Below are 23129 nucleotides of genomic sequence, written 5' to 3' on the forward strand. Positions count from 1 at the left end.
AATTTCCGGTCAGGCTTGGCTCAATAAGCGGCGTCGAACTTTTTCAACGCGGCCTGCAGGTCGGCTTCGATCGCAACCGGATCGCCGCCCGCTTTCTTGACGCCGTCGGCCCAGCTCGCCTTCAGCGGCTCGGTCGCCTTCTTCCATTGCGCCAGCTGATCGGGCGTCAGCGAATAGACCTCGTGGTCCTTGAGCGCCTTCATCTTGGCGCGGCCGTTGAACTCGAACTCGTTCCACGGATCGACCACCTTGGAAGCCCATTCCGGCGTGCAATGATCGTCGATGACCTTCTTCTGGGCATCGGACATTCCGTTATACGCCTTGAGATTGATGTTGTAGGTGAACACGGTCGTGTAGAGCGGAACGTCCATGTGATACTTGGTCACCTTGTCGATCCCGAACAGGAACACCGAGCCCCATGGGAAGGTGATCTCGTCGGCGACGCCGCGCTCGATGGCGTCACGCGCTTCCGGCGCCGAGGCCTGCACGTTGGTGCCGCCGAGCAGCTTGACCATCTCGCCGATGGTGCTCTGCGCCGGGCGCACCTTCACGCCCTGCAGGTCGCTCGGCACCACGATCTTCTTCTTGCCGTGCAGCGCGCCCGGATCGTGAATGAAGGCGAAGCACAGCTTGGTGTCCTTCATCTCCTTGGCGGCATACTTGTGATACCACTCGTTGAGCGCGAGCGTGCCCTTCTTGCCGTCGTTGAAGGTGAAGGGAAGCTGTCCCGCCGCGATGATCGGGAAGCGGCCGGGCTGATAGCCGGGGTTGACGTAGGTCACGTCGGCGATGCCGTCACGCGCCATGTCGTAATGATCGAACGCCTTGCCGAGCTGTTCGGACGGGAAGATCGTCATCCTGATCGTGCCGTTCGAGGCCTTTTCGATATCCTTGGCCCAGGCTTGCGTCGACGGCACCAGCGGATGGGCCGGCGGCAGCCAGATCGATACTTTCAGATTGACCGTCTTGTCTTGCGCGAAAGCTGGCGTCACGCAGGCCGCGACCAGCAGCGCCAGTAATGGCTTTCTCATTGGCGTCTCTCCCTGTCCTACTTTTTGCGGGCTGTTCAACCGCCCTTTCCACGTATTGTTATATGGTATAATCATCTTTGCAAGTCCGGTGTGGCGTCGACGCTTCGCCCAGGCACCGGACCAGACAGCCGAATGGCGGGGGCGCGGGGTGCGGACACAGGTTGCGATTATTGGCGCCGGCCCTGCCGGTCTGTTGCTCGGCCAGTTGCTGCATCATTACGGCATCGACAACGTCGTCCTCGAGCGCAAGAGCGGCGAGTATGTGCTGGGGCGCATCCGCGCCGGCGTTCTGGAACAGGGTACCGTCGATCTGCTCGAGGAAGTCGGCGTCGCTGCAAGGTTGCACCGCGAAGGCCTGGTGCATGACGGCATCGAACTGGCGTTCGGCGGCGCGCGTCACCGCATCGACATGAAGACCGCCACCGGCGGCAAGACCGTCACCATTTACGGCCAGACCGAAGTCACCCACGACCTGATGGATGCGCGCAGCGCGGCGGGACGAACCACGGTCTATGAAGCCGCCGACGTCACCATTCATGACTTCGACACCGACCGGCCGCGCGTGCGTTACACCAAGGACGGCGTCGCGCATGACCTCGACTGCGATTTCATCGCCGGTTGCGACGGCTTTCACGGCGTGTGCCGGCCCAGTATTCCTGCCGACGCGCTGAAAACTTTCGAGCGGGTCTACCCCTTCGGGTGGCTTGGCATCCTGTCGGAAACGCCGCCGGTCTCGCCCGAGCTGATCTATGCGAACCACGAGCGCGGCTTCGCGCTGTGTTCGATGCGCTCGCTGCACCGCAGCCGTTATTACGTCCAATGCTCGCTCGACGATCACATCGACCAGTGGCCGGACGACCGGTTCTGGGATGAACTCAAGCACCGCCTCGACGACGAAGCGGTCGCACATCTCGTCACCGGGCCGTCGATCGAGAAGAGCATCGCGCCGCTGCGCTCGTTCGTCGCCGAGCCGATGCGGTTCGGGCGGCTGTTCCTCGCCGGCGACGCCGCGCATATCGTGCCGCCGACCGGCGCCAAGGGCCTCAACCTCGCGACCAGCGATGTGCATTACCTGTCGCAGGCGCTGCGCGAGTTCTATGCGGAAAAATCATCCGCCGGCCTCGACGACTATTCGCGCCGCGCGCTGGCGCGGGTGTGGAAGGCCGAGCGCTTCTCATGGTGGATGACCTCGATCCTGCACCGCTTTCCCGACACCGATGGCTTCAGCGCCCGCATCCAACATGCTGAGCTGGATTACCTTGTCGGCTCGCAGGCTGCGACGACATCGCTGTCGGAGAATTACGTCGGGTTGCCTTTTTAGGGGCAGGCGCTTCCTTTCCTTCCCCTTTCCCCTCGTGGGAGAGGGTGCTGAGCGGCGCAAGCCGCACGTCATCCCTCCCCCTTGTGGGGAGGGTGGCGCATTGAGAGCGAAGCGAGCAATGCGTCGGGTGGGGGTCAAACAACAACGTCTCCCGACAAAGCACCCCCACCCCGGCTTCGCTTCGCTCAGCCGACCCTCCCCACAAGGGGGAGGGATAAGACAACGCCTCGCCTAGCGTTCTGACAGCACACCGCAGCCCCGTTTCAAACTGCATCGCCCGGATCGTTTCAAACGCGACCGCCGCCGCGCGCACGCTACAATACCTGTCATGCGCGACGGATAGCATCGCCGACGCTTTCGTTTTCCGATGAGGACGACATGACAGCCGAAAACATTCCGCCGGGTTTCGAGCGCCATTTCCGCACGAGCCCGATGACCGATCCGTGGGAGCCGGTCTACTCGAAGACAACACCGCAGGCGGTGATCATCGGGCTGCGCCTCGCCAAGCCTCACACTAATTCGCGCGGCATCGTCCACGGCGGATTGATCACGACGCTGGCCGACAACGCGATGGGCCTGAGTTGCGCGGCGCAGATGTCCGAGCCGCAGCGGCTGGTGACGGTGAATCTCGGAATCGACTTTCTCGGCTCCGCCAACATCGGGCAATGGCTCGCGGTCGAGACCAGTTTCGTCAAGCTCGGCGGCTCGATCTGTTTCGCGCAATGCCTGGTGACGGCGGACGGCACGCCGTGCGCGCGGGCCAACGGGACCTTCAAGGTGCTGCGGCCCAAAACCGATTCCGCCGCGCCCGTCACGTCACACTGAAACGCCACCGCGCCAGTTCGACCACGGTATCGACAAAGGCGCGCACCTTGGCCGACAGCAGCCGCGAGGTCGGATAGACAAGGTGAACCGGCAACGGCGGCAGTTCATAATCCGACAGCAGCACTTTCAACCGTCCGTTCGCGATCGCCTCCGCCGCCTGATAGGCCAGCACCAGCGCCACGCCGCCGCCCTGCTCGGCGTGCTGGATCGCGGCGTCGGCGCTGTTGGTGGCAAAGCGCGACTCGTGCGGAATCCGGATTTCCTCGCCGCCATCGAGAAACCGCCAGTCCGACAACGAACTGTTGCTGGTGAACTGGATCAGTTCGTGCGCGGCGAGATCGGCCGGTTTGACCGGCGTGCCGCGCCTCTCCAGATAGTCCGGCGAGGCCACCGCCAGCCGCCGCATGTCGCCGACCAGACGCGCAACCAGCGTGGAATCGGCCAACGTGCCGACGCGCACCGCGACGTCGATGCCGTCGTCGACCAGATTGACCATGCGATCGGACAGGCGCAGTTCGCCGCTGACATCGGGATAGCGTTCGAGATAGGCGGTCATCAGCGGGCCGACATGCAGGCGGCCGAACACCACCGGCGCCGACACCACCAGACGTCCCGACGGCTGGGTGCGCTCGGCCTGCGTCGACGCTTCGGCTTCCTCGATATCCGCGAGAATCCGCCGCGCCCGCACCAGATAACGCGCACCCACATCGGTCAGGGTCACCGACCGCGTGGTCCGCTGCAGCAGCCGCGCGCCGACCTTGTCTTCGAGCGCCGCCACCATCCGCGTCACCGCCGAGGTCGACAGGCCGAGCTTGCGGGCGGCCGGGGCGAACCCCTGCAGATCGGCGACCGCGACGAACACGTTCATGGCATCGATACGATCCATGGCACAATTCCATATTCTGCAATAATATACTGTCAATCGTAATCATTCATTCCACGCCGGAAACATCCATATTCAGGGGCACGAAAGAAGGCTCGACTCGACCTCCGCCCGTGCGGTGTGTGAGTTGCCGATTGCGAGACATCCCATGTCTGATACGCCCGCCTATTCCAGTGACGTCGGCTTCACGCCGACCGTGAAAGCGATTCAGTCCCGCAAGGGTTCGCGCGAGGCCTATGCGCGAATGGAGGAGAAGGGCGGCTGGCGCACCGGGATCGACGACGATCTTGCCGCCTTCATCGGCGAGCAGACCAGTTTCTTCCTCGCCACCGCCAGCGCGGCCGGCCAGCCTTATATCCAGCATCGCGGCGGGCCGGCGGGCTTCCTCAAGGTGCTCGACAAGACCACGCTGGCGTTCGCGGATTTCGCCGGCAACCGGCAGTTCATCACGCAGGGCAATCTCAGCGAGAATCCGAAGGCGTATATTTTTCTGATCGACTACGTGCACCGACGCCGCGTCAAGATCTGGGGCGAGGCCAAGGTGATCGAGGACGATCCGGCGCTGGTCGCCGCATTGATGCCGCGCGGCTACAAGGCGCGGCCGGAGCAGGCGATCGTGTTCAAGGTCGCCGCCTGGGACACGAACTGCCCGCAGCATATTCCGCAGAAGCTCGACGTTGCCGATGTCGCCGCCGTGATCAACGCGCGCGACCAGCGCATTGCCGAACTCGAGGCGGAACTCGCCGAGCTGAAAAAACATCTGACGGCGGTTTAGGCCGGCCGCTTTCGGAACCCGCGCGCGCAGCTTTGGCGTTGAAGGCCACGGCGTTTGCCGCTACCCCAGAGCGATGAGCGACAGCGAGAGCCCCTGCCAGTCCTGCGGCGCCTGTTGCGCCTATTCGAGCAACTGGCCGCGCTTCACCATCGAAGACGACGCCGCGCTGGATCTGATTCCGGCGAAGCTCGTCAATGACCGGCTGTCGGGGATGCGCTGCAACGGCGACCGCTGCATGGCGCTCACCGGCGAGATCGGCGTGGCGACGGCGTGCGGGATTTATGCGATCAGGCCTGACGTCTGCCGGACCTGCATGCCTGGCGATCCGGAATGCGCGATGGCGCGGCGACGGCACGGACTGCCGGAGTTGCAAGCCGTGGATGTTGTTTGAGCGTCATGGCCGGATTTATTCCGGCCATCCACGTCTTCACCATCAACCGTAACCAAAACGTGGATGGCCGGGACGAGCCCGGCCATGACGATCTGTGTAAATCTGACAGCAAGCGTCCCGGCTTACGCCATCAATTGCGCGGGCTCTTCGTTGTCCTCGTCATCGTCGAGATCGTCATCGTAAGCGGCGATGGCGCTGAGCGGCTTGGTCGACAGCGTGATCGAGCGGCGGCCGCCCGATGCAGCCGGTGCCGCTGACGGCGCTTCGCGCGACATCGCGAACAGCGTCGAACCGGCGATGCCGCCCTGTTCGACCAGATCGCGTTCGGCGCAGGTGGCGGCGATGGCGAGACTCATCGAATGCAGATGGGCGCGGCGGTAGCAGTACAGCGCCAGCATCGCCCGCACGTCCCCCGAGACGGATTCCACCAGAACCGGAAGGCCGTGCTCGCTCGCCCGATAGAGGCTTCCGAGCATTTCCTCGCCGACCGGACAGGCATCGCTATCGACAGCAGAATGGCTTGACCACATTGGCATAACTCCCTTTCGGGGAGGATGCGATGGAATTTCCTAACGGAGAGTTAACCACGCAGAAGAGAGCTTGCCGCTGTTCACGGGATGGTGAGAAACGCCGGAACCGGCAATTGATTCGCGCGACCGCGAATCAATCACCAACGAATGTCGCGGCATCCGCGATGGGAGCGCGACTGATGCGATAATTGTTGGCGGGATGGGACGGGTCGGCATAGCCGAACGAAATGCCGCACACCACACGGCGGTCGTCGCCCAGTTTGAAGTGCTCGCGGATGACGTCCGAGTGATGCGCCAGCGCCGCCTGCGGCACGGTCGCCACCCCCAGCGCCCTGGCCGCCAGCAGAAAGTTGCTGACATAGCCGCCGCAATCGATCGCGCCGTAAACACCGAGCGCCTCGTCGGTCGTGATAATGGCGACGTGCGGCGCGCCGAAGAAGCGGAAATTCTCCAGCATCTGTTTGGCGTAGCCTGCCCTGTCGCCGCGCGGAATCCCGAGCGTGTTGTAGAGCAGGAAGCCGCTCTCGCGCCGCCGCTCCAGATAAACGCCGCGATACTCACGCGGAAATGGAAAGTCCGACACGTTGGGGATGCCTTCGCTCGCCGCCTTGTAGATCTCGGTGGCGAAATCCCGCGCCGCCGCGCCGCTGGCGATGATCACCTGCCAGGGCTGGCTGTTGCACCACGACGCGGTTTTCTGCGCCGCCGTCAGAATGCGATCGATCGTTGCGCGCGGAACCGGCTCGGGCTTGAACGCCCGGCACGAATAGCGGGCGGCGAGAAGGTCTTCGAGAACGTCGATCGGCGCGACGTCGCTGGCTTGATGGGTCATGGCCTCTCTTCGGATCGTTGATCCACGCGCGGCTCAACGGCCGCGCGTCGGAATTTCGTTGAACGGCACGTCCTTGTCGACACGAATGTCGCCCGGCAACCCGAGCACGCGCTCGGCGATGATGTTGCGCAGGATTTCGTCGGTACCGCCGGCGATGCGGTCGGACGGCGAGCGCAGCAGGATGGCCTGGAACTGGCCGGCCGCCGCGACGCTGTCGGCATCGGTGAGCACGCCGGCCGCGCCCTGCAGATCCATCGCGTAGGTCGCGATGTCCTGCAGCATGGTGCCGGCCACCAGCTTGCCGATGGAATTCTCCGGCCCCGGACGATCACCGCGCGACAGCGCCGAGATCGAACGATAGCTGGTGTATTTCAGTCCGCTCGCCCGCACCGCCCATTGGGCGAGTTTGGAGCGGACGTTCTTGTCGTCGATGGCGAGACCGTCTTCCAGCATCAGGTTGTTGCAGAAGGCGAACAGCTCGGGAAATCCGGTGGCCTGCCGGAAGCCAATCGACATGCGTTCGTTCATCAGCGTGGTCAGCGACACGTTCCAGCCGTCGTTGACCTTGCCGAGGCGCTGGGAGTCCGGAATCGTCACGTCGGTGAAATAAACCTCATTGAATTCCGACTGGCCGTTGGCCTGCTTGATCGGCTTCACCACGACGCCCGGTGCCTTCATGTCCAGCCAGAACATGGTGAGGCCCTTGTGCTTGGGCTGCGACGGATCGGTGCGGGTGATGACGATGCCGTAATCGGAGAAATGCGCGCCGGTGGTCCACACCTTCTGGCCGTTGATGACCCAGTCGTCGCCCTTCTTCTCGGCGCGGGTGCGCAGGCCGGCGACATCCGATCCAGCCGACGGCTCGGAGAACAACTGACACCAGACATGTTCGCCAGACGCGAGCTTCGGCAGAAACTTCGCCTTGTGCTCATCGCGGCCGAACGCCATCAGCGTCGGGCCGCACATGCCCTGCCCGATCAGGAATGCGCCTTCGAGCTTGCCGTAAACGCCCTCTTCCTGCTGCCAGATCACGCGTTCGATCGGTGTCGCGCCACGGCCACCGAATTCCTTCGGCCAATGGAGACACGCCCAGCCGGCCTCGGCCTTCTTCTTCTGCCAGGCCTTGGAGACTTCGAGAATGTCGTGGTTACGCAGCCTGATGCGGCCGACCGTCGGCTGCGACAGTTCGGCGTGCAATTCCTTCGGCGCGTTGGCTTCGATCCAGGCGCGGGCCTCGGCACGGAACGCGGCTTCCTGCGGGGTGTCGTCGAAATTCATGGCGTTGGCCTTTCCGTGTCAGGCGACGGCGTTGCGGGCGCGCATCCGGTCGATCAACTGGTTTTCCCAGTAGGTCTGGCTTCCGAGTCCGAGCGCCAGCGCATTGGCGCGGCGATAATAGAGATGGCAGTCGAACTCCCAGGTGAAGCCCATGCCGCCGTGAACCTGGATGTTGTTCTTGGCGCAATGCTGAAACGCCTGCGTCGCGCTGATCCGCGCGGTGGCCGCCGCTTCCGGCAGTTCCGGCGCGTTGGTCGAGAGCGCCCATGCGCCGTAATAGCAGTTCGAACGCGCCAGCGTCGCCGACACGTACATGTCGGCCAGCAGATGCTTCACCGCCTGGAACGAACCGATCTGACGGCCGAACGCGATGCGGTCGAGCGCGTAATCGCGGCCCATTTCGAGTGCGCGATCGGCGCCGCCGACCTGCTCGAACGCCAGCAGCACCGCCGCGCGGTCGAGCACGCGGGTGAGAATGCTCCAGCCCTCAGTGGCCGGCCCGAGCGGCTCCGCCTTGCAGGCCTCGAAAACGACCTCGCTCTGGTTGTGGGATTGATCGAGATTATGCAGCGCATGACGCTTCACACCGTCGCCGGTGAGATCGACGATGAACAGCGAGATGTCGGTTTCACGGCCGCTGTTGCCGGTGCGCGCGGCGACCACGGCGAAATCCGCGATCGAACCGTCCGGCACCGGAGACTTCGCGCCGGTCAGCGTGCCGTTCGACACCGCCGCCTTGATCGCCTTCGGCGAAGGATTGCCCTTGCCCTCGAACAGCGCCAGCGTGCCGATCGCTTCGCCCGACGCAATCGCGGGCAGCCATTTCTTTTTCTGGGCATCGCTGCCTGCGATCATGATCGCTTCCGCCGCGAGATAGACGGTCGACGAGAACGGCACCGGCGCCAGCACGCGCCCCAGTTCCTCGGCGATCACGCACAGTTCGAGATGCCCGGCGCCGGAGCCGCCGAACTCTTCCGGAATCGCCACTCCGAGAAATCCCATCTCGGCGAGGCCTTTCCACAATTCGCGATCGTATGGCGCATGGCCCTCGAGCACCGCGCGCACCGCCTTCGGCGGGCATCGCTCGGTGAGGAAGCGCCGCGCCTGATCGCGCAACTGTTTCTGGTCGTCGGAGAAATCGAAGTTCATGTCGGCGATCCCGCGTGTGTGAGTTGAATCCTAATCGAGAACGATGACGTCGCTGTCCGGCAACGCCGCATAGAGCCGCTCCACCAATGCCTTGCGCCGCTCAAGCCCGGCGCCCTGGTTGATGTAACCCTTGTCGGTCAGTTCATTGCCGTCGATCGAGGGCGGCTCGCTCATCAGCATCGCCCGAGCGATCCGCAGGCTGCTCGATGTTCCGGCCTCGGCATTGTGCGCGCGCAACCCCTCGCGCAGCCGCGCGATCACGGCCGGGTGTTTCACCGCATCGTCGAACGTCGCCGCAGGATTGCCGGTGATGGCGCGGCAGGCATCGAGATTGGGCCAGACCAGCAGGCCGACGCAGTCGCGATCGTGACCGGCCACCAGCGCATCCTGAATCACCGGCGAGGCGGCCGCAATCGCGGCGACCCGCAGCGAGCCGACCTGCACGAAGGTGCCGGTGGTCAGCTTGAAGTCCTCGGCGACTCTCCCCGAGAAAATCAGGCCCTGACTTGGATCGTCGGGATCGACGAACACGCCGGCGTCGCCGATCTTGTAGAAGCCTTCCTCGTCGAACGCGGCTTTGGTTAGCTCCGGCTGGCCGTGATAGCCCGGCATCACGTTGATGCCGCGCAGGCGCAGTTCGTATTTCGGGCCGAACGGCACCAGCTTCAGTTCGACGCCGGGAAACGGCAGGCCGATCAGGCCGACGCGCTCGGTGTCCCAATAGGTGCCGGTCGAAGTCGGCCCGGTCTCGGTCGAGCCCCATCCGGTGTAGAACACGATGCGCTCGCCGGTGGTGCGCACCGCCAGCGCCTGCATCCGGTCATAAAGATCGTCCGGCAATCGCGCGCCGCCATAGGCGACCAGACCGAGATTGCGGAAGAAATTCCGGCACAGCGCCTCGTCGTTCTCCATCGCCGCCGCCAGCGCGGCATAACCCGCCGGCACGTTGGCGTAATAGGTCGGGGAAATCTCGCGCAGGTTGCGCAGCGTCTCGTCGAACAGGCCCGGCACCGGGCGGCCGTCGTCGATATAAAGTGTGCCGCCGTCGATCAGCGCCGGATTGAACAGCGCATTGCCGCCCATGGTGTGATTCCACGGCATCCAGTCGAGATAGATCGAATCCGGCCCGTTCGGATCGCGCGGACGCGCCTGCATCATCATCGCCGCGTTGGCGCACATCATCCGCTGGGTGTTGACCACCGCCTTCGGCATTCCGGTCGAGCCGGAAGTGAACAGCAATTTGCCGACGCTGTCCGGCGTGATTTTCGCGATCGATTCCCCAACCTCGGATGTGACCGGCGTCGCCACGAGATCGGCAAACGCAAGGCTTTCGATTCCTTCGGCTGCGCGATCGACATGAATGACGGGAATGCCGTCGAGGTCGAGCGCGGCCAGCGCCTTCGCGAACTGGGCGCCATCCTGCACCATCACCGCCGCGGGCTTGATCAGGCCGAAGATGTATTTGAGCTTGGCGTGATCCTCACTCATCAGCGAGTAGGCCGGCGACAGCGGCGCCACCGCGGTTCGCGCCTGCATCGCCGCTTGAGTCATCAGCGCGTGCTCGATGGAGTTGCCGCTCAGGATCACCAGCGGGCGTCCGAGCGGAAGATTGAGATCGAGCAGCGCTTGCGTCAGCGCATCGACGGTCTGCTTGGCCTCGCCGTAGGACACCTTGCGCCACTGGCGGTCAGGTCCCTTGCGCTGCGCGAGCCAGATACGGTCCGGCTTCTGCCGCGCCCATTTCGCCAACGCCGCCGGAATATGCCGCTCGAAATCCATCAGCGGGATGCGCGATTTTAGAACGATCACGCCGTCGTCGCGCCGTTCGACCGCGATGTCGCGTTCGAGCCAGTTGATCTTGCGGAGCGGCGCCTTGTGCGGCGACGGTGTCACGACAGCGTCCATGCGTTTCCTCCCGTGACCTCCGGCGCGCGCTTCTGGTGGCGTCGCTGCCGGAGCCAGGCTTCGAGCGTTAGCGCGGCGCCATGCGGATCGCGCCGTCGAGACGGATGACTTCGCCGTTCAGCATCGGATTCTCGACGATGTGGACGGCGAGGCTGGCGTATTCGCTCGGGTCGCCGAGGCGCGCCGGATGCGGCACCTGCTTGCCGAGGCTGATCTGCGCCTCTTCCGGCAGACCTTTCAGCAGCGGCGTCAGGAACAGGCCGGGCGCGATGGTCATGACGCGGATGTTGAGCGAGGCAAGATCGCGCGCCACCGGCAGCGTCATGCCGACAATGCCGCCCTTCGACGACGAATAAGCCGCCTGACCGATCTGGCCGTCATAAGCGGCGACGCTCGCGGTGTTGATGCACACGCCGCGTTCCTCGCCGATCGGGGGCGCGGTCTGCATGCGCTCCGCGACGAGGCGGATGCAGTTGAACGAGCCGATCAAATTGACCTTGATCACCCGCGTGTAGTCCGCCAGCGGGTAGGCGCCGTTCTTGCCGACGGTCTTGCCGGCGTTGCCGATGCCGGCGCAGTTCACCAGCACGCGGATGATGCCGTGGGCGGCTTCCGCCTTCTCGATCGCGGCCTTGACCGGGGCTTCCTCGGAGACGTCGCCGACCAGCGCGAGACCCTTGATTTCCTTGGCGACGGCTTCCGCGCCCTCCTTGTTCATGTCGATCACCGCGACCTTGGCGCCCTTGGCCGCCATGGCGCGCGCGGTGGCCGCACCGAGACCCGAGCCGCCGCCGGTGACGAGAACGGAAACATCCTTGAGTTGCATCTGAGTTTTTCCTGTTTGCTATGCGAGTTTGAGGGACGGTTGTTTCGACCACCGCCGAAGAAGTTCGGCGGCGTCGATCGGGTCGGCCGCCGCCGAGCCCTGAATCGCGGATGGCGTGCGCGAAAAGCGCGGCGCGGGCGCCGGCTGCACGTATCCTTCGTGGGTGACGAATGTGTTGCGCGCGGCGAGATGCGGATGCGACGGCGCGTCGAACATCCCGACAACGGCGGCGGCGCAGGCGTCGGTGCCCTCCAGCAGCGCGGCCCATTCGTCGCGGGTTTTCGTTGCGAAGATCTCGACCATCCTGTCCTGCAAGGCCGGCCAGTCCTGACGCGCGAGATGCTTGTCGAACGCGGCATCGTGGAGTCCGGCGCGCTCGCGCAGCTCGGCATAGAACTGCGGCTCGATCGCGCCGATCGCCATGTAGCCGCCGTCCTTGCACCGATAGGTACGGTAGAAATGCGCGCCGCCGTCGAGCATGTTGGTGCGCGGATGGTCGGTCCAGCGCCCCATCGCCTTCATGGCGTGGAACATGGTCAGCATGATCGACACGCCGTCGCACATCGCGGCATCGACCACCTGGCCCTTGCCGGAGCTGCGCGCCTCGGTCAGCGCGGCGAGCACGCCGACGACGAGAAACATCGCGCCGCCGCCGTAATCGCCGACGAGGTTGAGCGGCGACACCGGATCGCCGTGCGGCGAGCGGAAGGAATCCAGCGCGCCGGTGATCGCGATATAATTGATGTCGTGACCGGCGGCCTGCGCCAGCGGTCCCTCCTGCCCCCATCCGGTCATCCGGCCATAGACCAGACGCGGATTGCGCTTCAGCGCCTCGTCCGGCCCGAGACCGAGCCGTTCCATCACCTTGGGACGAAACCCTTCGATCAGGATATCGGCCGCGCCGATCAGGTCGAGCGCCTGCGCGACGTGATCGGGATTCTTGAGATCGAGTTCGACCACCTGCCGCCCGCGATGGACGAAATTGCGCACGTCCTGCTTGCCCTTGCCGGGCCGCACGATGGTGACGACATCCGCGCCCATGTCGGACAGCAGCATCGCGGCGAACGGACCCGGACCGATGCCTGCGAATTCGACGACGCGCACGCCGCGCAGCGGCCCTGTCGCCTCGTTTTGTCCTGTCATGCGCCTCTCCCGAATCCGCCCGTCGTTCTTGATTGTTTTGATTGTCGTGTCTCGATTGCCATTTTTTTATGGCCGCCTCTTCATCGCGGGCGCTTTCCGCGCGGTCTTGATCGCCGTGACCTTCTGCCGCGCGGCCGACATCGCGGCTTTCTTCCGGGGCTCATTCTTGCTGGTCGGCATCAAGCCGCCAAGGGTCATCTCGGTCATATGCGCAATGTAGCGGCGGCGCATATCGTCGGTGACGACACCGATGCCCGCGGCATCCGAGATCGAACGGCGGCGATAGAACAGGTGATCGCAGGCGCCGACCAGGCTGGTATAGAACAGAACCGGATCGACTTTGCGGAACTCACCGGCGGCGGCGCCCTCGTCGAGAATCCGGCGCTGAAGATCGAGCAGCGGCTTGACGAAGAAGTTCACCACCTCGCGGCTGGTTTCCGGCACGCTGTCGTTGAGCAGGAAATGGATCAGCCGGTTCATGTAGGGGAAGCGGTAGTAAGCATTGACGATGCCCGCGATATGCAGTCGCATCTTTTCGGTCGGCGAAATCGGCTGGTCGACCAGGAATTCGAGATTGACGATTTCGGCGCGGGCATCGCGCGCCAGCAGCGCCAGCAGCAGCCCTTCCTTGTTGCCGAAGTGATATTTCACCAGCGCGGCATTGATGCCGGACTTCTGCGCGATATCGCTGAGCGAAACATCGACCGAGTTTTTTTCGGTCATCAGGTCGCCGGCTGCAACCAGAAGTTTCGCGGCCGTCGGATTCATCGGTGCGTCCGCCTCGGGCGGCGGCGACAGGCGCGACACTTTGGACGACGGCTTCGAGGCCATGAAACATTCCGCGATCAGGAAGGTTGCAGCTAAGCCGATGATCCCGCCCGGCTCAAGAGTTAATTGAGCGATTGACTAAATCCGGCGCCGCCACTTTAATTCTTCCCGACAGATAGAACGACAGGGAGAAGCGCAGATGGCCGAAGCCTATATCGTCGCCGCAGCACGCACCGCCGGAGGCCGCAAGGGCGGACGCTTGGCCGGCTGGCATCCGGTGGACCTTGCCGCGTCGGTGATCGATGCGCTGGTCGACCGGTCCGGCGTCGACCCCGCCCAGATCGAAGATGTCATCATGGGCTGCGTGATGCAGACCGGCGAGCAGTCCAACAACGTCGCGCGCAACGCGGTGATGGCGTCGAAGCTGCCGGAAAGCGTGCCCGGCACGTCGATCGACCGCCAGTGCGGCTCCTCGCAGCAGGCGCTGCACTTCGCGGCGCAGGCGGTGATGTCGGGCACGATGGACATCGTGATCGCCTCCGGCGTCGAAGGCATGACGCGGGTGCCGATGGGCCTCGCCTCGTCGCTGCCGGCGAAGAACGGCTTCGGACATTATAAAAGCCCCAAACTCGAAGAGCAGTACCCCGGCATCCAGTTCAGCCAGTTCACCGGCGCCGAGATGATGGCGAAGAAATACGGGCTGACCAAGGACGACCTCGACCGCTACGCCTTCGAAAGCCATCAGCGCGCGATTGCCGCCACGCAATCCGGCGTGTTCAAGGACGAGATCGTACCGCTCACCATCACCCGCGACGACGGCTCGACCGATACTCACACCATCGACGAGGGCATCCGGTTCGACGCCACGCTCGACGGCATCAGGAGCGTGAAGCTGTTGCAGGAAGGCGGCTGCATCACCGCCGCCAACGCCAGCCAGATCTGCGACGGCGCCTCCGGCGTGCTGGTGGTCAACGAGAACGGGCTGAAATCGCTCGGCATCGCGCCGATGGCCCGCATCCATCACATGACCATGATCGGCGGCGATCCCGTCATCATGCTCGAAGCGCCGCTGCCCGCGACCCACCGCGCGCTGAAGAAAGCCGGCATGTCGATCGACGATATCGACCTGTATGAAGTCAATGAGGCGTTCGCCTCGGTGCCGACCGCCTGGCTGAAGGACACCGGCGCCGACCCGGACCGCATGAACGTCAACGGCGGCGCGATCGCGCTCGGCCATCCGCTCGGTGGCTCCGGCACCAAGCTGATGACGACGCTGGTCCACGCATTGAAGAAACGCAACAAACGCTACGGCCTTCAAACCATGTGCGAAGGCGGCGGGATGGCGAACGTCACCATCGTCGAACGGCTCTGACGACACACCGGGCGGCCTGCTGATCCAGCGGCCGCCCGAATTCTTATCCGCTTCCGATTTCCTTTCGCCGCGAGCCGTCATGACCCATCCATCAGTTCACGCCCGTACCACGCCCGACAAGGTCGCCTACCGGATGGCGAAATCCGGCGACACGCTCACTTATGCGAAGCTCGACCAGCGCTCCAATCAGGCCGCACACCTGCTTCGCTCGCTCGGTGTCCAGACCGGCGATCACATCGCGCTGCTGATGGAAAACTCGCTGACGTTCATGGAGATCTGCTGGGCGGCGCAGCGCAGCGGCATCTACTACACCGCGATCAGCCGTTACCTGACCGCCGACGAGATCGCCTATATCGTCAAGGACTGCGGCGCCAAGGTGATGATCACCACGCCGAAATGCGCCGAGGTGATCGCGCCGCTTGCCGCGAAGGGCGATGCGTCGCCGGTCTACTTCATGACCGGACAGCCGCAGCCCGGTTTCCGCTCATGGGACGACGCCGTCGCGTCGCAACCGGTGACGCCGATCGTCGACGAGTCCGCCGGTTACGACATGCTCTATTCGTCGGGCACCACGGGGCACCCCAAGGGCATCAAGCGCACCGTCACCGAGCCGTCGATCCTGGCGCCGAACCCGTTCCTGCGGCTGCTGTGCGAGAAGATGTGCGGCATCTCGGCGGACAGCATCTATCTGTCGCCCGCGCCGCTCTATCACGCCGCTCCGCTGCGCTTCAACATGATGGTCGGCGTGCTCGGCGGCACTTCGGTGATCATGGAGAATTTCGACGCGGAGGATTATCTGCGCCTTGGCGAACGCCATCGCGTCACCCATTCGCAGCTCGTGCCCACCATGTTCGTGCGGATGCTGAAACTGCCGGACGACGTGCGGCAGCGCTACGACATCTCGACGCTGAAAGGCGCGGTCCATGCCGCCGCGCCCTGCCCGCCGGACGTGAAAGCCAAAATGATCGCGTGGTGGGGACCGATCCTGATCGAATATTACGCCGGCTCCGAAGGCAACGGCGTCACCGTGTCCAATTCGCAGGAATGGCTGAGCCATCGCGGCACCGTCGGCCGCGCCGTGGTCGGCAAGATCAAGATTCTCGACGAGAGCGACAACGAACTACCGGCGGGCGAAATCGGCACGGTGTATTTCGCCGACGCGCCGGCGTTCGCCTATCACAACGATCCCGACAAGACGAAGCGCGCCTTCAACGACAAGGGCGGGTCGACGCTCGGCGACGTCGGCTATGTCGATGCCGATGGCTATCTCTATCTGACCGACCGCAAGTCCTACATGATCATTTCCGGCGGCGTGAACATCTACCCGCAGGAGACCGAGGACATTCTCATTACTCATCCCGCCGTGGCCGATGTCGCGGTGTTCGGCGTGCCGAACGAGGAAATGGGCGAAGAGGTCAAGGCCGTGGTGCAGCCGCACGACATGACGATGGCCGGCAAGCAACTGGAAGCCGACCTCATCGTGTTCTGCCGCCAGCATCTGTCGCCGATCAAATGCCCGAAGAGCGTGGACTTCGAAGCCCAACTGCCGCGCACCCCCACCGGCAAGCTGGTCAAGCGCCACCTGCGCGACCGCTATTGGCCGAAGAAGGCGTGAGGCTTCGCGAAGATCGCGCGATTGTCATCACCGGGCAGAGCGTTCGAAGAACGGCGTCGCTTCCGCCCGCCTGTGACCCGGGCATCCACGTCTTTCGAAAGAGCGGCTGGTCGTCACCAATATCATTCGGACTGTCATCGCCGGGCTTGTCCCGGCGATCCCGATCAGGGATGCACGGTGCCCACCTAAGCGGGATGGCCGGAACAAGTCCGGCCATGACATCTGAGAGTCCGCGCCCACCGACGATGTAGATTGAACTCTTTCCCCTCTCCCCTTGCGGGAGAGGGGAAGACAAGCGAGCGCTCACGGCGTCATCCGAGACAACGCAGAAGGTACTGTTTACACGGAACCGTCATGCCCGGGCTTGTCCCGGGTATCCACGCCTTCGCGTCGACATGAAATCAAGACGTGGATGGCCGGGACAAGCCCGGCCATGACAAAAACTACGTTCCAACAGGTTGGAGAGAATCAACTCTCGTTGAGCCAGCGGTCGAGCGGCATCACGTCCGGCACGTGGGCGTATTTGGTCGGCCACATGTCGACGACCCATTTCACGCCGGTCGTATTGTCGCGGATCACCGCAGTGTTGTGCGGCAACTGCAGCTTGAACGGATTGCCGCGATAGCGCGGATTGTCCACGGTGTGATGCTTCAGCAGCCCCCATTCGCGCAGCACCAGCAGCAGGCTCGCCGCGTTGCGCGTGGTGTCGAAGCAATCGAAATTGGTGGCGTCGGAGCCGGCGCGGATGTCGGCATTGGCGACGCGCTTGTCGGTGCCGATCATCGGACCCACGCGGCGATCGAACCACACCACCGCCTTCTGGATCGCCATGCGCTCGGCGGCGGCGGAGGCGCGGCCCGACGCCATGATGTGCGTCAGCGTGCGGCGATCGGCGGCGGAGAAATCCAGCATCGCGCGGCGGCGGCAGCCGAAGCCGTAGCACACCGTCATCTGATGCGCGTTCGGCGGATTGATCGACACCGAGGTGAACAACTGGCCCTGCTCGGGCGTGAGATCCATCGCCGAGGCAAACGGCACGCTCAGCAAACCAAATGCAGCCACCGCCGCGAGACGACAAACAATCCGAACCACGCGCTCACCCTGCCCGTTCAACACCGGCCGAGTATGACGGATTCCGTGCGCGGCCAACAAGACCTTGGCGACGATGCGTTGTGCGCTGTGTGAGTTCCGTCACACCGGCAGCGGCGCGTCGCGCTTGACCTCTTCCATCACCGCGTAGGTGCGGGTTTCGCGCACGCCGGGAAACGCCAGCAGCGTGTCGCCGAGAAAACGCCGATACGCCGTCATGTCGGCGACGCGTGTTTTCACCAGATAATCGAAACCGCCCGCCACCATGTGGCACTCGAGCACTTCGGGCGCGCGGCGCACAGCTTCGGCGAAATGCTCGAACACATCGGGCGTGGTCTTGTCGAGCAGCACCTCGACGAACACCAGCAAGCCAAATCCGAGCCGATGCGGATTGAGCCGCGCGCCATAACCTTCGACGAAACCGTCGCGCTGCAGCCGTTTCAGCCGCTCGCCGATCGAGGTTGGCGACAGGCCGATGCGCTCCGCCAGCTCAACATTGGCGATGCGCCCGTCGCTCTGCAGCGTTGCGAGGATTTTTCGGTCGATTTTGTCGATTTCACTCATTTATGCGGATAATCTATCCTTCACCCGCATTTTCTAAAGCAAAATCGCGGATTTGTCTATCGAACTGCGGAACGGGTCAAAGCTAGACTCCGGGCATATTTCATGAGGATGTCCATGCTCAGCCCCGATCCGCCGCTGCCCGCCTTTGCCGCACCCTACGCGCCCGATGATGCCGCCCTCGCCGACCCCCTGCTGGCGCAGGCGCTGCTGAGCCCGGAGACGAATGCGCGGATCGAGGCCATGGCGACGCGGCTGGTCCATGCAATCCGCGAATCCAGCGGCAGCGTCAGCGGCGTCGAGGACATGCTGCGCGAGTTCTCGCTCTCGACCAGGGAGGGCCTCGCGCTGATGGTGCTGGCCGAGGCGCTGCTGCGCGTGCCGGATGCCGCGACCGCCGACCAGTTCATCGAGGACAAGCTTGGACAGGGCGACTTCATCCATCATCGCACCAGATCCGATGCGTTTGTCGTCAACGCCTCGGCATGGGCGCTCGGCCTGTCGGCGCGGGTGATCCAGCCCGGCGAGACGCCGCAGGATACGCTCGGCAAACTCGCCAAGCGGATCGGCGCGCCGGCGATCCGCGTCGCGACGCGGCAGGCGATGCGGCTGATGGGCAGCCATTTCGTGCTCGGCGAAACCATCGACGCCGCATTGGAGCGTGCGGCGCGCGACCGCGATCACGCCCAGCGCTATTCGTTCGACATGCTCGGCGAAGGCGCGCGCACCGCCGCCGACGCGCGGCGCTATTTCTCGTCCTACGCCACCGCCATCGACGCCATCGGCCGCGCCGCCGGCAACAAGCCGCTGCCGGATCGTCCCGGCATTTCGGTGAAGCTCTCCGCGCTCCATCCGCGCTTCGAGCCGCTCAACCGCGCGCAGGTGATGATCGAACTGGCGCCGCGTGTCATTGACCTCGCACGCAAAGCCAAAGCCTACGATCTCAATTTCACCGTCGATGCCGAGGAAGCCGACCGCCTCGAACTCTCGCTCGACGTCATCGCCGCCGTGCTGGCGGACTCTTCGCTCGCGGGATGGCATGGTTTCGGCCTCGCGATCCAGGTCTATCAGAAGCGCGCGGCCGATGTGATCGACTTCATCGGCGATCTCGCCGCGCGGCTCGACCGCCGCCTGATGGTGCGGCTGGTGAAAGGCGCCTATTGGGACACCGAGATCAAGCGCGCGCAGGAGCGCGGGCTGGACAATTATCCGGTGTTCACCCGCAAGGCGATGACCGACCTCAACTACGTCGCCTGCGCGCGCAAGCTGCTGGCGCTGCGCCCGCGCATCTATCCGCAGTTCGCCACCCACAACGCGCTCTCGGTCTCAACCGTGATCGAGCTTGCGGGCACCGTCGGCGGCTACGAATTGCAGCGCCTGCACGGCATGGGCGATGCGCTTTACACGCAATTGCGCGAGGATCGTCCGGCGCTCGCCTGCCGCACCTATGCGCCGGTCGGCAGCCATCGCGAACTGCTCGCGTACCTCGTGCGCCGCCTGCTCGAGAACGGCGCCAATTCGTCGTTCGTGGCGCAAGCCGCCGACGCGTCGATTCCGGTCGCGACGCTGTTGCGGCGGCCGGAGGCCGAGATCGGCACCGCCGATCAGGCCGCCAATCCTCATCTGCCGACCCCGCCGGATCTTTATCTGCCGCGCCGCAATTCGCGCGGCATCGAATTCGGCGACCGCGCCGCGTTCGACGCGTTGCTCGATGCGGTCGCGGAGGAGCGCAGGCAACTGACGATGACGCCGCCGCCTCAGACATCGCCGGAGCAGATCGACGATCTCATGACAACCGTCCGCGCCGCATTCCGGTCATGGAGCGCAACGCCCGCGACCACGCGCGCCACCATTCTCGAAAAGGCCGCCGATCTCCTCGAACACCGCAGGGCGCGGTTCATCGCGCTCCTGCAGGACGAAGGCGGCAAGACCATCGACGACGCGGTGCCCGAAGTGCGCGAGGCCATCGACTTCTGCCGCTATTACGCAAGCGAAGGCCGCAAACAGTTCGCGGAGCCAAGCCTACTGCCCGGCCCGACCGGCGAGAGCAACACCCTGCGGCTGCGCGGGCGCGGCGTGTTCGTCGCGATCTCGCCGTGGAATTTTCCGCTGGCGATCTTCATGGGCCAGATCGCCGCGACGCTGATGGCGGGCAACTGCGTGATCGCCAAGCCCGCCGAGCAGACGCCGCTGATCGCCGCCGAGGCCGTGCGCCTGCTGCATGAGGCCGGCGTGCCGCCATCGGCGCTTCAACTCGCGCAGGGCGACGGCAAGATCGGCGCGGCGCTGGTCGCGCACCGCGACATCGCCGGCGTGGTGTTCACCGGCTCCACCGAGGTGGCGCGCGCGATCAACCGCGCGCTTGCCGCCAAAGACGGCCCGATCGTGCCGCTGATCGCCGAGACCGGCGGCATCAATGCGATGATCGTCGATGCCACCGCGTTGCCCGAACAGGTGGCGGATGATGTGGTGACGTCTGCCTTTCGGTCGGCCGGGCAGCGCTGTTCGGCGCTGCGGCTGCTGCTGGTGCAGGACGATGTCGCCGACCGCATGATCGAGATGATTGCCGGCGCCGCGCGCGAATTGCGCATCGGCGATCCGCGCGATCCTGCGACCCATGTCGGCCCGGTGATCGACGCGGAAGCCAAGGAAAAACTCGACGCGCACATTGCAAAAATGACCCGCGAGGCGCGTGTGCATTTCGCGGGCAACGCGCCGCGCGCCGGAAATTTCGTCGCGCCCCATGTTTTCGAACTCGACAGTGCCGCGCGCCTGACAGAAGAAGTGTTCGGCCCGATTTTGCACGTGGTGCGCTATGACGCGGCCGATCTCGACAAGGTGCTGCGCGCCATCGAGGGCAGCGGCTATGGCCTGACGCTGGGGATCCATTCGCGCATCGACGAGATGGTCGAGACCGTGACCGCGCGGCTGCAGGTCGGCAACGTCTACGTCAACCGCAACATGATCGGCGCCGTGGTCGGCGTGCAGCCGTTCGGCGGCTTCGGATTATCAGGCACCGGGCCGAAGGCCGGCGGTCCGCATTATCTTTCGCGCTTCGCCACCGAGCAGACGGTGTCGATCAACACCGCCGCCGCCGGCGGCAACGCCACGCTGATGGCGGGGGGATAGGCGGGTATTCGCTGCTAGCATCTCCGGTGTCATCACCGGACTTTCGACATTTTCAATTGTCATGCCCGGCCTTGTGCCGGGCATCCCGCTCAGGGACGCACCGTGCTCACCTGATCGGGATCACCGGGACAAGCCCGGTGATGACATCCAGTGAATAAGTCACTCAGAGGAGTGATCCGCAGGATCGCGTCTCGAAGGATGAGAACGTTTCGCGAAGCCCGCGCCAATATCGGTGTCGCCCCGGCGTTCGCCGGGACGACCAAATCCCACAAGGGAAGAGGGGAAAAGAGCACTACGCCGCGAAGCAGATGCTGTCGTCCGTCCTCACATCACCAGCGGCGCGTCGGGCAGCTCGTTGCGCGGCGACGGCGGCGGATAATGCGCGGCGAGAAGCCGGCTCACCGCGGCGATGCCGTTGACCACGCCGGCCTCGAAATGGCGGCTGCGGAATTCGGTTTCCATGCTGTGGCAGATGTCTTCCCACGCCGCCTTGCGCACCTTGGCATCGATGCCGCGATCGGCGATGATCTCGACCTTGCGATCGGCGAGCAGCAGATAGATCAGCACGCCGTTGTTCTGCTCGGTGTCCCAGATCCGCAGCTGCGAGAAAATATCGAGCGCGCGGGCGCGCGGCGATTGATCGCTGAACAGCGGCGCGCCGTCGAGCGCGCCTTCCACCACGAAGCGTACCTGTCCGCCATGGCCCTTCTCACTGGCCTTGATGGCGTTCTCGATCTTGGTGAGCGCGCCGCGAGGGAACGCCCGGCGGACGCGCCAGCGGTTGAGAAGCAGATGCTTGCTGATGCGTTTGATGCCCATTCCTACCAACTGCCCGATGCGCCGCCGCCGCCGAAGCTGCCGCCGCCGCCACTGAATCCGCCGCCGCGCGACCCCGAACCCGATCCGCCGCCGAATCCTCCACCGTAACCGCCGCCGCGTCCGGATGACATGACCGTGCTGCTCAGCAGCGTGAACACGAAGGCAATCAGACCTGCAAGGCCCGCGACCGTCACAACACCGATGAACAGCCAGACGACAAATGCGACACTGCCGCCGGTGACGAGCGACCCGACAAGAGGCCCGAGCGCAGCCCGCAGAATCCCGCCGACCACCAGCGTCATTATAATGATGACGGGAAAAAACTCTCCGATCGCATCGAATGTTCCCTGCGGCATATTCGACCGGCCCGCCGGTGCAGGCAACGGCTCGCCGTCGATCACGCTGATCATCCGATCGACGCCTGCGGTGATGCCGCCGGCAAAATCGCCGGTCCGGAAGCGCGGCGCGATGATCTCGTCGATGATGCGCCTGGCCGTCGCATCGTTGAGCGCGCCTTCAAGACCGTAGCCGACCTCGATGCGCAGCTTGCGATCGTCCTTGGCGATGAGCAGCAGCGCGCCGTCATCGACCTTCTTGCGCCCGAGCTTCCATTGCTCGACGACGCGCAGCGCATATTGCTCGATGGTTTCCGGCGCCGTGGTCAGCACGATCAGCACCGCGATCTGGCTGCCCTTGCGCTCCTCGAAATCCTTCAGCTTCTGTTCGAGGTCGGCGGCCTGACTGGCGCCGAGCGTGCCGGTCTGATCGACCACGCGCCCGGTGAGAGGCGGCACTGCGACATCCGCGGCTGCGGCAAACGCCCAGCACAGCGAGAGGACAACGAGGACCGCTCTCACGACGGACATCGCAGCGACCGGTTTACGCAC

21 protein-coding genes are annotated in these 23129 nt (G+C 64.5%); 7 read left to right on the top strand and 14 right to left on the bottom strand.

Going from position 1 to position 23129, the window contains the following annotated elements:
* Positions 1-20 precede the first annotated feature (20 nt).
* Positions 21-1031, bottom strand: coding sequence for a TRAP transporter substrate-binding protein (locus ASC80_RS16790; protein ID WP_056299572.1), 1011 nt, complete (start codon positions 1029-1031; stop codon positions 21-23).
* Between the two features lie 148 nt (positions 1032-1179).
* Between ASC80_RS16790 and pobA the strand changes: the two genes are divergently transcribed.
* Both pobA and ASC80_RS16800 read left to right on the top strand, forming a co-directional pair.
* Positions 1180-2352 (top strand): 4-hydroxybenzoate 3-monooxygenase, encoded by a 1173-nt coding sequence (gene pobA / locus ASC80_RS16795; RefSeq protein ID WP_056300883.1) that lies wholly within the window; start codon positions 1180-1182, stop codon positions 2350-2352.
* Positions 2353-2730: 378 nt separating this feature from the next.
* Complete coding sequence (locus tag ASC80_RS16800) at positions 2731-3177, top strand: PaaI family thioesterase (RefSeq protein WP_056299575.1); 447 nt, start codon at positions 2731-2733, stop codon at positions 3175-3177.
* Here ASC80_RS16800 and ASC80_RS16805 read toward each other — a convergent pair.
* Positions 3164-4063: a LysR family transcriptional regulator gene (locus ASC80_RS16805; RefSeq protein WP_056299577.1), complete on the bottom strand. Its 900-nt coding sequence runs from the start codon at positions 4061-4063 to the stop codon at positions 3164-3166. The genes ASC80_RS16800 and ASC80_RS16805 overlap by 14 nt on opposite strands.
* A 145-nt stretch (positions 4064-4208) precedes the next feature.
* Here ASC80_RS16805 and ASC80_RS16810 point away from each other — a divergent pair, with 145 nt between their 5' ends.
* Together ASC80_RS16810 and ASC80_RS16815 are read left to right on the top strand one after the other, a co-directional pair.
* Complete coding sequence (locus ASC80_RS16810) at positions 4209-4835, top strand: pyridoxamine 5'-phosphate oxidase family protein (RefSeq protein ID WP_056299580.1); 627 nt, start codon at positions 4209-4211, stop codon at positions 4833-4835.
* A 73-nt stretch (positions 4836-4908) separates the two neighbouring features.
* Positions 4909-5226 (top strand): YkgJ family cysteine cluster protein, encoded by a 318-nt coding sequence (locus tag ASC80_RS16815; protein ID WP_056299583.1) that lies wholly within the window; start codon positions 4909-4911, stop codon positions 5224-5226.
* A gap of 122 nt (positions 5227-5348) precedes the next feature.
* On the opposite strand, the gene ASC80_RS16820 is transcribed toward ASC80_RS16815, so the two are convergent.
* The 8 genes from ASC80_RS16820 to ASC80_RS16855 all read right to left on the bottom strand — a co-directional run bounded on the left by ASC80_RS16820 (position 5349) and on the right by ASC80_RS16855 (position 13720).
* The gene (locus tag ASC80_RS16820) at positions 5349-5756 is read right to left on the bottom strand and encodes a hypothetical protein (RefSeq protein ID WP_056299586.1); all 408 of its coding nucleotides are present in this window, start codon (positions 5754-5756) and stop codon (positions 5349-5351) included.
* Between the two features lie 133 nt (positions 5757-5889).
* Positions 5890-6588, bottom strand: coding sequence for a nitroreductase (locus ASC80_RS16825; protein WP_056299589.1), 699 nt, complete (start codon positions 6586-6588; stop codon positions 5890-5892).
* A 33-nt stretch (positions 6589-6621) separates the two neighbouring features.
* A complete protein-coding gene (locus tag ASC80_RS16830) occupies positions 6622-7866 on the bottom strand; it encodes an acyl-CoA dehydrogenase (protein WP_056299592.1) in 1245 nt (414 codons plus the stop codon).
* An 18-nt stretch (positions 7867-7884) separates the two neighbouring features.
* Positions 7885-9015 carry an acyl-CoA dehydrogenase family protein gene (locus tag ASC80_RS16835; RefSeq protein WP_056299595.1) on the bottom strand — a complete coding sequence of 377 codons (1131 nt, stop codon included), beginning with the start codon at positions 9013-9015 and terminating at the stop codon, positions 7885-7887.
* Between the two features lie 30 nt (positions 9016-9045).
* Positions 9046-10920 carry an AMP-binding protein gene (locus ASC80_RS16840; protein WP_056299598.1) on the bottom strand — a complete coding sequence of 625 codons (1875 nt, stop codon included), beginning with the start codon at positions 10918-10920 and terminating at the stop codon, positions 9046-9048.
* A 67-nt stretch (positions 10921-10987) separates the two neighbouring features.
* The gene (locus ASC80_RS16845) at positions 10988-11746 is read right to left on the bottom strand and encodes an SDR family NAD(P)-dependent oxidoreductase (protein WP_056299600.1); all 759 of its coding nucleotides are present in this window, start codon (positions 11744-11746) and stop codon (positions 10988-10990) included.
* Between the two features lie 18 nt (positions 11747-11764).
* Positions 11765-12889 carry a CaiB/BaiF CoA transferase family protein gene (locus tag ASC80_RS16850; protein WP_056299603.1) on the bottom strand — a complete coding sequence of 375 codons (1125 nt, stop codon included), beginning with the start codon at positions 12887-12889 and terminating at the stop codon, positions 11765-11767.
* Positions 12890-12955: 66 nt separating this feature from the next.
* Positions 12956-13720, bottom strand: coding sequence for a TetR family transcriptional regulator (locus ASC80_RS16855; RefSeq protein ID WP_056299607.1), 765 nt, complete (start codon positions 13718-13720; stop codon positions 12956-12958).
* A 136-nt stretch (positions 13721-13856) separates the two neighbouring features.
* On the opposite strand from ASC80_RS16855, the gene ASC80_RS16860 reads away from it, so the two are divergent.
* Both ASC80_RS16860 and ASC80_RS16865 read left to right on the top strand, forming a co-directional pair.
* On the top strand, positions 13857-15029 hold the full coding sequence (locus tag ASC80_RS16860; RefSeq protein WP_056299610.1) for an acetyl-CoA C-acetyltransferase: 1173 nt from the start codon (positions 13857-13859) through the stop codon (positions 15027-15029).
* A gap of 79 nt (positions 15030-15108) precedes the next feature.
* A complete protein-coding gene (locus ASC80_RS16865) occupies positions 15109-16644 on the top strand; it encodes an acyl-CoA synthetase (RefSeq protein ID WP_056299612.1) in 1536 nt (511 codons plus the stop codon).
* 468 nt (positions 16645-17112) lie between these two features.
* Here the strand turns inward: ASC80_RS16865 and ASC80_RS16870 are convergent, their stop codons facing one another.
* Positions 17113-17664, bottom strand: a complete 552-nt coding sequence (locus ASC80_RS16870; RefSeq protein WP_244487320.1) for a hypothetical protein — start codon at positions 17662-17664, stop codon at positions 17113-17115.
* 171 nt (positions 17665-17835) lie between these two features.
* The gene (locus tag ASC80_RS16875) at positions 17836-18297 is read right to left on the bottom strand and encodes an Lrp/AsnC ligand binding domain-containing protein (RefSeq protein ID WP_056299615.1); all 462 of its coding nucleotides are present in this window, start codon (positions 18295-18297) and stop codon (positions 17836-17838) included.
* A gap of 114 nt (positions 18298-18411) precedes the next feature.
* Between ASC80_RS16875 and putA the strand changes: the two genes are divergently transcribed.
* Positions 18412-21423, top strand: a complete 3012-nt coding sequence (putA, locus tag ASC80_RS16880; RefSeq protein WP_056299617.1) for a bifunctional proline dehydrogenase/L-glutamate gamma-semialdehyde dehydrogenase PutA — start codon at positions 18412-18414, stop codon at positions 21421-21423.
* Between the two features lie 324 nt (positions 21424-21747).
* Here the strand turns inward: putA and ASC80_RS16885 are convergent, their stop codons facing one another.
* Positions 21748-22242, bottom strand: a complete 495-nt coding sequence (locus tag ASC80_RS16885) for a TPM domain-containing protein (RefSeq protein ID WP_056299619.1) — start codon at positions 22240-22242, stop codon at positions 21748-21750.
* 2 nt (positions 22243-22244) lie between these two features.
* Positions 22245-23108, bottom strand: a complete 864-nt coding sequence (locus ASC80_RS16890) for a TPM domain-containing protein (protein WP_056300888.1) — start codon at positions 23106-23108, stop codon at positions 22245-22247.
* Between the last annotated feature and the right edge of the window lie 21 nt (positions 23109-23129).

The sequence above is a fragment of the Afipia sp. Root123D2 genome (assembly GCF_001425835.1).
Classification (GTDB): Bacteria; Pseudomonadota; Alphaproteobacteria; order Rhizobiales; family Xanthobacteraceae; genus Afipia.

Coding starts and splice junctions, on each gene's coding strand:
- ASC80_RS16805 (WP_056299577.1), bottom strand. CDS start 4,063: ATGGATCGTATCGATGCCATGAACGTGTTCGTCGCGGTCGCCGATCTG.
- ASC80_RS16840 (WP_056299598.1), bottom strand. CDS start 10,920: ATGGACGCTGTCGTGACACCGTCGCCGCACAAGGCGCCGCTCCGCAAG.
- ASC80_RS16820 (WP_056299586.1), bottom strand. CDS start 5,756: ATGTGGTCAAGCCATTCTGCTGTCGATAGCGATGCCTGTCCGGTCGGC.
- ASC80_RS16860 (WP_056299610.1), top strand. CDS start 13,857: ATGGCCGAAGCCTATATCGTCGCCGCAGCACGCACCGCCGGAGGCCGC.
- ASC80_RS16825 (WP_056299589.1), bottom strand. CDS start 6,588: ATGACCCATCAAGCCAGCGACGTCGCGCCGATCGACGTTCTCGAAGAC.
- ASC80_RS16790 (WP_056299572.1), bottom strand. CDS start 1,031: ATGAGAAAGCCATTACTGGCGCTGCTGGTCGCGGCCTGCGTGACGCCA.
- ASC80_RS16830 (WP_056299592.1), bottom strand. CDS start 7,866: ATGAATTTCGACGACACCCCGCAGGAAGCCGCGTTCCGTGCCGAGGCC.
- ASC80_RS16835 (WP_056299595.1), bottom strand. CDS start 9,015: ATGAACTTCGATTTCTCCGACGACCAGAAACAGTTGCGCGATCAGGCG.
- ASC80_RS16870 (WP_244487320.1), bottom strand. CDS start 17,664: ATGGATCTCACGCCCGAGCAGGGCCAGTTGTTCACCTCGGTGTCGATC.
- ASC80_RS16875 (WP_056299615.1), bottom strand. CDS start 18,297: ATGAGTGAAATCGACAAAATCGACCGAAAAATCCTCGCAACGCTGCAG.
- putA (WP_056299617.1), top strand. CDS start 18,412: ATGCTCAGCCCCGATCCGCCGCTGCCCGCCTTTGCCGCACCCTACGCG.
- ASC80_RS16890 (WP_056300888.1), bottom strand. CDS start 23,108: ATGTCCGTCGTGAGAGCGGTCCTCGTTGTCCTCTCGCTGTGCTGGGCG.
- ASC80_RS16845 (WP_056299600.1), bottom strand. CDS start 11,746: ATGCAACTCAAGGATGTTTCCGTTCTCGTCACCGGCGGCGGCTCGGGT.
- ASC80_RS16850 (WP_056299603.1), bottom strand. CDS start 12,889: ATGACAGGACAAAACGAGGCGACAGGGCCGCTGCGCGGCGTGCGCGTC.
- ASC80_RS16855 (WP_056299607.1), bottom strand. CDS start 13,720: ATGGCCTCGAAGCCGTCGTCCAAAGTGTCGCGCCTGTCGCCGCCGCCC.
- ASC80_RS16865 (WP_056299612.1), top strand. CDS start 15,109: ATGACCCATCCATCAGTTCACGCCCGTACCACGCCCGACAAGGTCGCC.
- ASC80_RS16810 (WP_056299580.1), top strand. CDS start 4,209: ATGTCTGATACGCCCGCCTATTCCAGTGACGTCGGCTTCACGCCGACC.
- ASC80_RS16815 (WP_056299583.1), top strand. CDS start 4,909: ATGAGCGACAGCGAGAGCCCCTGCCAGTCCTGCGGCGCCTGTTGCGCC.
- ASC80_RS16885 (WP_056299619.1), bottom strand. CDS start 22,242: ATGGGCATCAAACGCATCAGCAAGCATCTGCTTCTCAACCGCTGGCGC.
- ASC80_RS16800 (WP_056299575.1), top strand. CDS start 2,731: ATGACAGCCGAAAACATTCCGCCGGGTTTCGAGCGCCATTTCCGCACG.